Genomic DNA, 12,134 nt, shown 5'->3' on the forward strand with positions numbered 1-12,134 from the left:
GACCTTACCGGCGGCACGGTCAGTAACCCCGCACTTCCGGCCACCGGCGTTCCACCCCGGCGGCGTCCAGCACGCGCGCGAAGTCCTCGAAGAGCCGGGTGTCTTCCCGGACGGCCTTCGGCTCGACGTCCTCGCTGATCGCGAAGGCCGCGAGCAGCCCGGCGACCTCGCCGATGTTCCACTCGACCGGGTGCAGCCGGAAGCAGCCGTTCGTGATGTGCGTGGTGCCGATGTTCTTACCCGCGGGCAGCAGATTCTTGGTGCGGATGGGCAGCAGCGCGCCCAGCGGGATCTCGTACGGCACACTGGCGACGTCGATGTAGTTGTCCCCGCCGGTCGACGGGTGCAGGTCGATCCGGTAGCTCCCGACGCCGACGGCGTCCGCGCGGCGCACCCGGCCGTCGACGCCGAGGATTTCGGCCGAGACGTCGTGCTCGGTGACGGTCGTGACCGCCTTGATCCGCCGCGCTTCCCGGACGTACGCCGATTTCGCGAGGCCGTCCTTCGTGCCGGTGACGTCGGGGCGGAGCTTGAGCCCCGGGAAGCCGGTGCCGCCGTCCGCGCGGGGCGCTTCGGTCTGCAGCCAGTACAAGACGGACATGCTGAGCTGCTTGGCTTCGCGGTGCGCCGTTCCGACGTCGGCTTCGGTCGTGTGGCCGGGGATCGTGAGCGCGGGCTTGAGCCAGTAGTCGTTGAGCGGCCAGTTGACGAGCGTGATGTCGGAGCCGAACGCGCCTTCGGTGTGCAGGTTGCGGGCGAGGATGCGGCGGAAGGCCCACAGCTCCTTGTCACCGGCGTCGGCGCTCTGGTCGGCGCTCACGGCGAGGGGGTCGCCGGGCGGGTTCGGGACGAAGGTGCGCTTCACCGGTTCGAGCGTCCGCGGGTCGGGGGCGACGAAGCCGAGCAGCGGGCCGGGCCAGAAGTCCGGCTGGTAGTCACGCCAGAAGCCGTACATCTCCGGCCGGTCGATGACGTGGTTTTCGCCTTCGTGGTGGGAAACCGCGAAGCAGTAGGTGATGCCCTGCAGGTTGGCCGGGGCGGCTTCTTCCGGGGCGTGCGGTTCGTCGTGCTCTTTTTTCGATTCGGCGCCGGTCACGTGCTCGGTGCCGGTGAGCGGCAGGAGGTCGCCGTTCTCGGTGGCGTCGAGGACGTACCGGGCTTTGACGGTGATCCGTTCTTCGCCGTTCTCGAGCGTCACGGCGTCGACGCGATCCTGTGTCGTGTGCGCTTCGACCGGCCGGTGGTTCCGCAGGACGTGGATCCGCCCGGCGCTGACGTGCGGCGCGAGCATGGCCTCGATGACGGCCTCCGCGACGCGGGGTTCGTGGCAGAGCTTGCTGACCCGGCCCGCGCCGGGGTTCAGCTCCGGGTGCTTCGCGGCTTCCGCGCGCAGCGGGTAGTGGCGGCGGTAGTGGTCGCGGATGCCCGCGCGCAGGTCGCGGTAGGTGCGGGTGGAGCCGAAGCGCTCGATCCAGGGGTTCTCGTCCGGCGGCACGGCCTGGGCGGTGAGCTGCCCGCCGAGCCAGTCGGTCTCCTCGGTGAGCACGACGCGCCGGCCCCGATTCGCCGCGGCCAGCGCGGCGGCGACCCCGCCGAGTCCCCCGCCGATCACCAGGATCTCCGTGTCCAGTTCCCTCATGAGCCCTTCCCGGCGCTGATAATTCGAATTACTACGCGGGTATGGTGCGACGCGGGCGGGCCGGGCGTCAAGGGCGGGTGTAATGAATGACTCATTCCTGTCGTGTGGCGACAGGAATGAGTCATTCACGTCGGGTTACAGGGGCAGGCCCGCGTAGTTGTCGGCCAGCTCGGTCTTCGCGGCGGTCGAAGTGACCGTGCGGCGGAGCTGGGACAGCTGGAGCTGGGCGTCGAAGTCGTCGCCGTGGCGGTGCAGCATCGACGTCATCCACCACGAGAAGTGCGTGCAGCGCCAGACCCGCCGCAACGCCGTCTCCGAGTACGCGTCGACGAGTTGGTCGTCGCCCCGGAACGACGCCTTGAGGGCGCGCGCCAGCAGGGCGACGTCGGCGACCGCGAGGTTCAGGCCCTTCGCGCCCGTCGGCGGCACGATGTGCGCCGCGTCGCCGGCCAGGTAGAGGTGGCCGTGGCGCATCGGCGTCGTCACGAAGCTGCGCATCGGCAGGACGCTCTTCTCGGTGATCGTGCCGGTTTCCAGGGTCCAGCCGTCGACGCCGAGCCGTTCGGACAGGGCCGTCCAGATCCGGTCGTCGCTCCACCGCTCGATGTCCTCGTCCGGCGCGACCTGCAGGTAGAAGCGGCTCACCCGCGGCGAACGCATGCTGTGCATCGCGAACCCGTCCGGGTGCCAGGCGTAGATCAGCTCGTCGGTCGACGGCGCGACGTCGGCGAGCACGCCCAGCCACGCGAACGGGTACGTCCGTTCCCAGACCTTTGGGTCCGGAATGGACGCTCGGCTCGGTCCGTGGAACCCGTCGCAGCCGACGACGACGTCCGCGTCGATCCGCCGCGCGGTCCCGTCACCGTCCACAAAGGTCACGTGCGGCTTCTCGCTGACGTCGTGCACAGCGACGTCCGAAGCCTCGTAGTACGCCAGGCGGCCGGCCTTTTCCCTTGCTACCATGAGGTCCTTGGTCACCTCGGTCTGGCCGTAGACCGTCACCGACCGTCCGATCAGGTCGGTGAAGTCGATGTGGTGCCGCTCCCCCGGTGACTGCAGGTAGATGCCGCGGTGTTCCATGCCCTGGACGTCGAGGCGGTCGCCGAGGCCGACCTGCCGCAGCAGCTCGACCGTGCCCGCCTCGAGGATCCCCGCGCGGATGCGGGCCTGGACGTACTCGGCGGTCTGCCGTTCGAGCAGCACCGAGTCGATGCCGTCGAGCCCGAGGAGGTGGGACAGCAGCAGCCCGGCCGGGCCGGCGCCGATGATGACGACCTGGGTGCGCACTGGAGAACGTCCTTTCCCGCGGGGAGCCCCGAGCATCTCCCGACGACCCGGGCACCGACTACGTCATTCTCATTCAGTGAGAGAGCATCCGCGAGATGCCGCGTGCCGCCGCCCGCAGCGCGGGGATCTGCATCCGCGCGTTGCGGTCGTTGGGCACGATCACCGACAGCGCCGCGACGACGTCGCCGCCGCGGCCCCGCAGCGGCACGGCGATCCCGGTCGTCTCCTCGTCGATGAACCCGGCGCAGAACGCGTAGCCGTCGCGCCGGACGTCCGCGAGGAACCGCCGCAGCCGTGTCGGGTCCGTCAGCGTCGTGCGGCGGAAGGTCTCGAGGGGACCGGTTAGGACCTGTTCCTGCAGGTCGGCGGGTGCGTGGGCGAGCAGCACGAGCCCGGACGACGACGCGTGCAGCGGCAGCCGCCCGGCCACCCGCGTCACGTTGACGACCGCGCCGGGCGCCGAGAGCCGCTCGACGAACAGCACCTCGCGGTCCTCCAGCACGGCGAGCTGGGTGTGGTGCCCGACGACGGCGTGCAAGTCCTCCATGAACGGCATGGCCGCTTCGCGCAGCCCGACCGTCGGCGACGCGCGCGACGCCAGCTCCCACAACCGAACGCCCACGCGGATCCTCCGATCGGGGTCGCGGTGCAGCCAGCCGTGGCCGACCAGCTCGTCGACGAGCCGGGACGCCGTGGCGACGTGCAGGCCGGCGCGGCGCGCGATGTCCGTGACGCGCAGCGCCGGCGTGTCCGGCCCGAAGGTCTCGAAGATGCGGACGATGCGCGTCAGCACGGAGTCGCGTTTCTCCACGTCAGGCAGTGTGCCCCACCCGGGCGGGGCACACTGCCCGGCGTCACGGCAGCGCGTTCAGGAACGGCTCGTGGCTGTTCTGGAACTCCCAGCCGTAGTACTTGTCCCAGTTGATCGACCAGGTCATCAGGCCCCGCAGCGCCGGCGAGGTGCCGCCGCGCAGCGTGTACGAGCCGCAGCCACTGCCCTTGACCAGGCAGTTCACCGCCGTCTGGACGTCGGACGGCGAGGTGTAGCCGTTGCCGGCGCTGACCGCGGCGGGCAGGCCGATCGCGATCTGGTCGGGGCGCAGGCCGGGGAAGAACTGGCCGGTGTTCGCCACGGTGAAGCCCGCTTTGAGCATGTCGGTCATGGCGATGTGGAACTCGGCGCCGCCCATGTTGTGGTACTGGTTGTCGAGGCCCATGACCGGGCCGGAGTTGTAGTCCTGGACGTGCAGCACGGTGAGCGAGTCGCGCAGCGCGTGGATGACAGGCAGGTAGGCGCCGGTCCGCGCGTCGCCGGCGCTGGTGCCGCCGTAGAACTGGTAGCCGACCTGCACGAAGAACGTCTCCGGCGCCATCGTCAGGACGAAGCCCGAGCCGTACTTGGCCTTGAGCGACTTCAGCGCGGAGATGAGGTTGACGATCACCGGCGTGGTCGGGTTGCGGAAGTCGGTGTCGCCGGCGTTGAGCGAGAGCGAGTGGCCCTCGAAGTCGACGTCGAGGCCGTTGAGTCCGTACTTGTCGATGATCGCGGAGACGGAGCTGACGAACTTGTCCCGCGCGGCGGTGGTGGTCAGCTGGACCTGGCCGTTCTGGCCACCGATGGAGATGAGGACCTTCTTGCCCTGCGCCTGCTTGGCCTTGATGGCGGCGGTGAAGTCGGCGTCGCTCTCGACGTTCGGGCATTCGCTCGCGGGGCAGCGGTTGAAGCGGATGTCCCCGGAGGTGACGGAGGTCGGTTCCCCGAAGGCGAGATCGATGATGTCCCAGGCGGCGGGGACGTCGGCCATCCGGACGTACCCGGAGCCGTTGGCGAAGCTGGCGTGCAGGTAGCCGACGAGGGCGTGCTTGGGCAGGCCGGTGTCGACACAGCCGGTGGTGGTGGCGCTGGTGGTCGAGGTTTTGGGCGATTCTCCGGCACTGTTGTACGCCGCGACGGTGTAGCTGTGGGTTTCGCAGGCTTTCAGGCCGCCGATGGTGGCGCTGGTCCCGGTCGTCGTGGCGACGACGGTGCCGCCTTCGTAGACGCGGTAACCGGTGACGGTCCCGGCGCTCGCGCCCCAGCTCAGGGCGACGGAGTTGGCCGTGGCGGAGGTGATCTGCGGGGTGCCGGGAGCGGCGGGCGTACCGGGGGTGTTGCCGCCGGGACCGTCGAGGACGACGTCGTCGGCGTAGTAGGTGCCGGCGCCGTACCAGCCGTGGAGGTAGAGCTGGGCGGAGGTCTGGTTGCCGGTGGTGAAGGTGAGGGAGAGCTGGTTGTAGGCGCTCGAGTTGCCGGACCAGGTCGAGGGGCCACCGGTGACGCCGAGGTAGACGGGGTTCCCGCGCACCCAGGCCGAGACGGAGTAGGTGGTGTTCGGCTGAACGGACACGGTTTGCGAGCACTGGGCGTAGTCGGCACCGACGGGGGTGCCGGCGAGGGCGTAGCCGCCGCTGTGGGTGGGGGCGCTGACGGTGGTGGCGTTGGCGCAGGTCCAGCCGGAGAGCGAGCCGGCTTCGAAGCCGGGGTTGGCGAGGAGGTTGGCCGCATCGGCGGTCCCGGTGGCGAGCCCGGAGAGCGCGAGTATTGCGGCGGCGAGGATTGCGGACAGTCTGGAACGCCTCATCGGGTCCTCCAGTCGGGGAGACTGGGTATATTGTCTAGACCAATATGTAAAATGTCCAGACCAACTAAGGGCGGGTTCGCGGTTCTGGTGCACCCGCGGCTCGACGGCGGTGGTCAGTCTCGTGACGCGGCGACCGCTGGAAAGCCCGAGGTCGGCAATCGCGCTGCGGCTCGGAGGCGAACCGGGTGCCCCGACGACCTTCGAAGCCCGACCGCACCTGCAGGCCTCCGCTCGCGGCCGCCTTCACCCCGGCCACGCCCCACAGCCCACCGGCCTCTCTGCCGCCCCAAGCCGCATCACTCCACGCACCCGCCCGCAGCCACCCCGCCGCAGCTGCGGTGCGCCTTGGCCCCCGCCAGCCCGCACCGCTCGCAGGGTTCCACCCACCAAGCCGCACCGCTTCGCCGCTCACCCGCGGTGCTCGGTGCACCAACCAGGCCCGGCAGGCAGCCCGCCGACCCCGACACCGCCGCGTGCAGCGAACCGCCAACACCCCGCCAAGCGCAGCCGGCCACTCCGCCGCAGGCGGTCACCGCAGCCGGGTCAGCAGCCCACCAGGGACTTGGCCACCACCCGCGTCCGCTTCGCGCCCGCCCGGTCGATCACCTGCACACTGCTCCACCCCGCCGGCACCCGCTCCGCCAGCAATCCCTCGCGCCAGCGACCCACTCGGCGCACGTGGCGGGCGAACGACCGCGGCCGCACCACCCGGCCCCGGCTCCGCTGCCCGGCCAGCGCCTCCGAAGCCGTCGCGTCCAGGAACAACAACCGCACCGGGCGGCCGCTCACCGCTCCCACCAGGGCCAGCAGTGCCCGGGTCGAGGCGCGCGTCGAGGGCTCGTGGACCACGATCGGCCCCCTCGCCAGCGCCCTTCTGACCACCCGGGCGCGGTGCCACGCGTGGACCACCGGGCGGTAGCAGCGGTACGGCACCGACGGCACCGCCGCCGCCAGCCGCGTGCGGACCTGGTCGGAATCCAGCACCACCAGGCCGGGCGCGGCGTGGTTGAGCATCGTCGTCTTGCCCGCGCCGGGCAGGCCCGCCACGACGAGCATGTCGCGGGGCCCGAGTTCGATGACCGTGGGCTCGCTCATGCCCCGTCAACGCCCCAGCGAAGGTAATGGTTCCTTTACCTTTAGCTCACGGACCGTGACCAAGCCGGGAACAGACCCGACCGTACGGACGGCGCCACCCGGAGAGGCGCGCCGATGTCACCTCTCGTGCCCGAAGTCACCCACTCGCCTGAAAACCCATGCGCGGCAAGGCATTCGACGGCCGGGAACCGCTTCGGGTGAAGATCGTCCCGGCCCCTTCCCGGCGTCCGGATTTTCCCTATCTTCAAAGGGACGCTCAGCCTAGAACAGGGGAACTCGTCATGACCCAGTCGCTGGAACTCCCGGTCCAAGAATTCTGTCTGGATTGGACGCTCACGGGCGACGAAGGCGGGCGCGTCGGGGTCACGCTCTCCGGGCAGGTGTCCCTGCTCGACAACAACCGGTTCTACAAGATCGACGGCGTCATCTACGTCACGGAGGGTCACGCCGACATCCGCGCGGTCGGCAACCCGTGCCTGTCCGTGCGGCGCAACGGCGTCGAAAAGTCCGGGCGCCAGTGGGGCTGGGAGATGTGCTCGGCGCGCAAACGCCTGGGCGCGCTGAACACGATGGAGGGCTACTTCGTCCGCACCGGCTACTGGGCGCCGGCCGACCGCGCGATCCAGCTCAGCCTCTGTGCCGAAAGCGGGTGGAGCAGGCGGAAGAGCTACAGCCCGCACGTCACCGTCCGGATGGTCGACTGACCACTGTGGACGCCCGGCGCCGCGCCGCCGCGACCACGAGCCCGGCCGCGACCGCACCCGCGACGGCGCACCCGGCGCCGAACCCCGGCGACGGTTCGTGCACCCGCAGCACGGAGATGCACAGCCAAGCCACGGCGCCGAACAGCAGGCCCAGCACCGGGCCGCCGACAGCCGCGCCTCGCCAACGGTGACCGTTGCGAATGGTCCGCAGCCCCGATTCGAGGTAGGCCAGCGCGAACAGCGCGAGGATCAGGCTGCCCGCGCCCATCGCGCTGGCCAGCGGGTGCTGGCTGGTGAGCAGGGTGAAGGTCTGGGTGACGGGTCCGGTTTGGACGGTCGCGGTGACGGCCCCGCCGACCACCCACCGCGCGATCGCCGGCAGGGTGAGCTCGGCGGTGAAGCCGTTGCCGGCCGGCTTGGCGACGGTTTCGGCCGAGCCGAGCGGAATGCCGGCGGCGGACAGGCTGATGGCGACCCGTCCGGGATTCCCGGCACCGGCGAAGACGAGCGGCTTGCTGAGGTCCACTTCGACGGGAGCGGTGACGCGGGTGGTGCCGAGAAGCAGGGTGGGCGACGCCTCGTGCGGCAGCCGCGCGGGGTTGAGCAGCGCGAGGATGACGAGCACGATAGCGGCCGCGGCGGCTGCCAACCGCAACCAGAGAACGGCGGCGGCCCGCGAGCGGTCGGCAGAGTCGGAATCGGGGGCAAGGGTGCCACCGGTCGGGCCCGCGCCGCCGGCGAAGCCCGGCCCGGAGCCGCCCACGCCGGCCGCCGAACCGGGGCCGCCGTAACGGGTCTCGGCACCTCCCGCCAAGCCCACCCCGCCGGCAGGGCCGGGCCCAGAGCCGCCCGCGCCGGGCGACGAGCCGGATCTGGGGCCGGAGCCGTAGCCAGCGTCGGCAGCGCCCGCCTTGCCCACGCCGCCGGCGTGGGCGGAGCCGCCCGTGCCGGGCGCTGAGGCGGATCCGCGGCCGCCGGCCTCAGCACCCGCAGCCAGACCCGCGCCGCCGGCGAAGGCGCGGCCGCCGGGATAGCCGGCCTCAACACCTCCCGCCACGCCCACGCCGTCGGCGAAGCCCGGCCCGGAGCCGCCCGCGTAGCCGGCCTCAGGACCGCCCGCCAAGGCCGCCCCCGCGCCGCCGGCCGGACCCATGCCGGCCGCCGCGCCATAGCCGGTGTCGCCTGCGTAGCCAGGTCCCGTGTCCAACCCACCACTCGTCGCCACGAGTGTCGCGTTTGGACCTGTTGGCCGTCTCACCGGCCGGGTCCGTTCCTCGGCGACCGGTGCCGAGTTCAACCCCTCGATCACCCGGGGCGTCAAGTGCAGCACCGGCACCCCGGACCGCTCCAGCCACCCCGGTCCGTACACCGCCGTCGCCGCGCTCGCCAGGTCCGCCGCGAACGTCTCCGCCTCGCGGTACCGCGCGTCCAGCTCGCGAGCCAGCGCCCGCATGATCACGCCCGCGATCGGCATCGGCACGCCCGAAATCGGCTTCGGGTCCGTGAACATGTGCTGGCGCATCATGCTGATCGCGCCGCGCGTGTTGTCGAACGGCAGTTCCCTCGCCAGCAGCTCGTACAGCACCGTGCCCGCCGCGTACACGTCCGCCGCCGGGCTCAGGGCGTTGCCCATTGCCTGCTCCGGGGCGATGTACGCCGGCGTCCCCAGGATTTCGCCACCGTGCGTCACCAGTGTCGCACCCTCGCTGATCACCCGGGCGATGCCGAAGTCCGCCACCTTCACCACGCCCTGCAGGGTGAACAGCAGGTTCCGCGGCTTGACGTCCAGGTGCAGCACGCCCGCCCGGTGCGCCGCGTGCAGCCCGGCGAGCATCGCCAGCCCGATCGCGCACGCCTGTTCGCCGCTGACGCCGTCGCCGTGGAACCGGCTGTGCACCGTGCCGCCGTCGAGGCGCTCCATCACCAGCAGGTGCTCGCGCCCCGTGCGAACGTAGTCGTACACCGGCACGATGTGCGGGTGGTCCAGGCTCGCCAGCACGCGCGCCTCGCGGTCGAACAGCTCGCTGCTCGCCGCGTGGTTGAGCACGTCCCACGGCAGCTGCTTGATCGCGACGTTCCGCCCGAGCGTCCGGTGCGTCCCGGCGAACACGACCCCCATGCCGCCCTCGCCGATCTCCGCCCCGATGTCGTACTGCGGCAGGGCGGCGACCAGCTCGGCCGGTGCGCTCATCGGGTGAATTCCTGCGTCGGCGGGACCGCCAGCCGGACCGTGGCGTCACTGTCGGTGACGACCGGCGGCGGCGCGGGGTGCGGCGTCAGGTAGCCGAGCAGGAACGCGATCGCCGCGGCGCCGAGCACCACCGGGATCTCGACCGCCGGCTCCGGCGGGACCAGCCGCAGCACCGACAGCGTGATCACCGCGACCAGGCCGGTCCCGAAGCCGGCGGGCAGGAACCGCAGGCCGCGGCGCCAGCGGTTGGGCGCCAGCCGGTGCCGGGCCAGCGCGAGCAGCGCGGCCAGCCACGCGAGCACGGTCAGCACGAGCATCGCCAGGCCGAAGACGCCGTAGACCGACCAGAAGGAGCCTTGGACGTCGGCGACGGTGGTCGCTTCGCCGAGCGTCGCGCGCTGGGCGTCGAGCAGCTCGACCGACGACGGCAGCAGCCCCGTCGCCTGTCCGGCGAGGTCCCCGAGGTCGAGCACGAACGTCCGGGTGATCGAGCCCCGCGCCGGAACTTCGAAGGGCGCGGTCGTGTCGTAGGCGAAGAACGTCAGGGCGAGCGCGACGCCGGAGAGCCGCACGCTGCGGACCTTCACCGGTGCCGTGCCGGAGTTGGTGGCCACGACCTGCAGCTCGATCTGCTTGGCCGGGTCGACCGGGACGGTCACGTCCGCGACCGGCCGCCCGTCGATCGCCGCCTGCACCTCGAGCGAGCCGGAGTCCGCCGAAGCGGCCGGCGCGCCGACCAGTACGGCGCACAAACCCAACGCAACCCCCGCCGCGATGACACGTCCCATTGGGCATCCCCTACTTGCGTTATCCGACTGGTCCGGAATGCTACAGCGAGCACACACCGGGGAGGGACGTCCCAATGCGATTCGTGGTTCGGCTGTTTTTCGGCGCCGTGGCCGGAACGATACTTCTACTCACATTCACGAGCACCGGTAACGCACAAGTTCCACCCTCGGTTGGTTTGAAACCGTCGAGCGGACCGACGGGCAGTTCTTTCACCATTTCCTGGAATGGTTTTCCGACTTGCCGGATCATCGGTTTCACTTGGGACGGCTCGTCGCTCGGTTCGAAGGTGGCCCCGGCGACCAGCGGGCAGTTCCCCGCCACCGTGCCCGGGACCGCGGCGCCCGGCCCTCACACGGTGACCGCGACCTGCACGAGCCAGAAACAAACCGCCAGCGGCACGTTCGTCGTCACCGGGACCACCACGACCACCCCGCCGCCACCGGTGACCACGACTCCGCCCCCGCCGGTGACCACGACACCGACCCGGCCCGGCACCACGACGACCCCGCCGACCACGACCACCACCCCACCGACCACCACGACGACCCCACCCACCTCGACCACCCCCACCACGCCCGGCACCCCCGCGACCACCACCACCGAGCCCAAACCGGGTGAGCTGGTGCTCGACCGGCCGAGCGTCCAGCCCGGCGACACACTGTCCGCGTCCGGGAAAGGCTGCAACCCGGCGCGGCGGGTCACGCTGACCTCCGACGGCGCCGAGGTCGGCTCCGCCTTCACCGACAGCTCCGGTGCCTTCACCGCGCCCGTCCAGTTCACGCGGATCGAGGCCGGGCGGCACACCGTCGTCGCCGAGTGCGGGGTGCGGCTGACCGGCTCGGTCGACCAGGTCGTGACGCGCTCGTCCGGCGGGCAGACCGGCACCCTGGTCGTCCTGGTGTTCTTCGTGCTCGCGAGCGTCACGGTGATCCGCTTCCGGTGATCCCCGGTTGACATGCAACCGTTCGGCTGCCTATCGTGAATAGGCAGCCGAACGGCTGCATGTCACGAGAGGGCGCGATGGACGAGGTGTTCAAGGCGCTGGCCGACCCCAGCCGCCGCCGGCTGCTGGACGTGCTCAACGAGCGCAACGGCCTGACCCTGCGCGAGCTGTGCGCGGGGCTGGACATGGCCCGCCAGTCGGTGAGCAAACACCTGGGCGTGCTCGAAGCGGCCGGGCTGGTCACGACGACGTGGCGCGGCCGCGAAAAGCTGCACTACCTCGACGCCGCGCCGATCAACGCGATCACCGAGCGCTGGATGACCCGCTACGACCGGCGGCGGGCCGGCGCGCTCGCCGATCTGAAACGAGCCCTGGAGTCCGAACCGATGAACGAATTCGCGTACACCACCTACATCAGCACGACCCCGGAAAAGCTCTGGCAAGCGCTTACCGAACCCGCGTTCACCCGCCAGTACTGGGGTGTCGCTTTCGAAACGGACTGGAAGGCGGGCTCACCGATGGTCTGGGCGGAAAGCGGCGCGAAAACGAGCCACCCCGAGCAGGTCGTCGTCGAATCCGACCCGTACCGCCACCTTTCCTACACCTGGCACACGTTCACCGAGGAATGGGCGAACGGAAACGGAATCGACGCCGAAACGCTCGCTAAACTGCAAACGGAAGGCCGGTCGAAAGTCACGTTCACGCTGGAACCGCAGGGGGAAACCGTGAAACTGACCGTGCTGCACGACGGTTTCGAGCCCGGCAGCACGGTCATGGCGATGTGCAGCCAGGGCTGGCCCGCGCTGCTGTCGAGCCTGAAGACCCTACTGGAGACCGGTTCTCCGCTGCCGGCAGCGTGACCAAC

10 protein-coding genes and 1 pseudogene are annotated in these 12,134 nt (G+C 70.9%); 3 read left to right on the forward strand and 8 right to left on the reverse strand.

What is annotated here, in order from left to right; translation table 11 throughout:
• Positions 1-19: 19 nt before the first annotated feature.
• The 5 genes from ACIQWX_RS32020 to ACIQWX_RS32040 form a co-directional block, all read right to left on the reverse strand.
• Positions 20-1,639, reverse strand: coding sequence for an FAD-dependent oxidoreductase (locus ACIQWX_RS32020; RefSeq protein ID WP_400879003.1), 1,620 nt, complete (start codon positions 1,637-1,639; stop codon positions 20-22).
• A 135-nt stretch (positions 1,640-1,774) separates the two neighbouring features.
• Positions 1,775-2,926, reverse strand: a complete 1,152-nt coding sequence (locus ACIQWX_RS32025) for a 4-hydroxybenzoate 3-monooxygenase (protein ID WP_400879006.1) — start codon at positions 2,924-2,926, stop codon at positions 1,775-1,777.
• 73 nt (positions 2,927-2,999) lie between these two features.
• On the reverse strand, positions 3,000-3,737 hold the full coding sequence (locus tag ACIQWX_RS32030) for an IclR family transcriptional regulator (protein WP_400879009.1): 738 nt from the start codon (positions 3,735-3,737) through the stop codon (positions 3,000-3,002).
• Between the two features lie 43 nt (positions 3,738-3,780).
• Positions 3,781-5,547 carry a chitinase gene (locus tag ACIQWX_RS32035; RefSeq protein WP_400879012.1) on the reverse strand — a complete coding sequence of 589 codons (1,767 nt, stop codon included), beginning with the start codon at positions 5,545-5,547 and terminating at the stop codon, positions 3,781-3,783.
• A 543-nt stretch (positions 5,548-6,090) separates the two neighbouring features.
• The gene (locus tag ACIQWX_RS32040) at positions 6,091-6,642 is read right to left on the reverse strand and encodes an AAA family ATPase (RefSeq protein ID WP_400879015.1); all 552 of its coding nucleotides are present in this window, start codon (positions 6,640-6,642) and stop codon (positions 6,091-6,093) included.
• A gap of 281 nt (positions 6,643-6,923) precedes the next feature.
• Here ACIQWX_RS32040 and ACIQWX_RS32045 point away from each other — a divergent pair, with 281 nt between their 5' ends.
• Positions 6,924-7,346, forward strand: a complete 423-nt coding sequence (locus tag ACIQWX_RS32045; RefSeq protein ID WP_400879018.1) for a hypothetical protein — start codon at positions 6,924-6,926, stop codon at positions 7,344-7,346.
• A gap of 1,246 nt (positions 7,347-8,592) precedes the next feature.
• On the opposite strand, the pseudogene ACIQWX_RS32050 reads toward ACIQWX_RS32045, so the two are convergent.
• The 3 genes and pseudogenes from ACIQWX_RS32050 to ACIQWX_RS32060 form a co-directional block, all read right to left on the reverse strand.
• Positions 8,593-9,537: pseudogene (locus ACIQWX_RS32050) on the reverse strand (serine/threonine-protein kinase); the annotation flags it as partial.
• A complete protein-coding gene (locus ACIQWX_RS32055; protein ID WP_400879021.1) occupies positions 9,534-10,325 on the reverse strand; it encodes a hypothetical protein in 792 nt (263 codons plus the stop codon). The pseudogene ACIQWX_RS32050 and the gene ACIQWX_RS32055, both read right to left, overlap by 4 nt.
• A 349-nt stretch (positions 10,326-10,674) precedes the next feature.
• Positions 10,675-10,899 (reverse strand): hypothetical protein, encoded by a 225-nt coding sequence (locus ACIQWX_RS32060; protein ID WP_400879024.1) that lies wholly within the window; start codon positions 10,897-10,899, stop codon positions 10,675-10,677.
• 49 nt (positions 10,900-10,948) lie between these two features.
• On the opposite strand from ACIQWX_RS32060, the gene ACIQWX_RS32065 reads away from it, so the two are divergent.
• Both ACIQWX_RS32065 and ACIQWX_RS32070 read left to right on the forward strand, forming a co-directional pair.
• The gene (locus ACIQWX_RS32065; RefSeq protein ID WP_400879027.1) at positions 10,949-11,269 is read left to right on the forward strand and encodes a hypothetical protein; all 321 of its coding nucleotides are present in this window, start codon (positions 10,949-10,951) and stop codon (positions 11,267-11,269) included.
• A 77-nt stretch (positions 11,270-11,346) separates the two neighbouring features.
• A complete protein-coding gene (locus tag ACIQWX_RS32070; protein ID WP_400879030.1) occupies positions 11,347-12,129 on the forward strand; it encodes an ArsR/SmtB family transcription factor in 783 nt (260 codons plus the stop codon).
• The last annotated feature ends 5 nt before the right edge of the window (positions 12,130-12,134 follow it).

The organism is Amycolatopsis sp. NPDC098790 (genome assembly GCF_044759945.1).
Lineage (GTDB): Bacteria > Actinomycetota > Actinomycetes > Mycobacteriales > Pseudonocardiaceae > Amycolatopsis.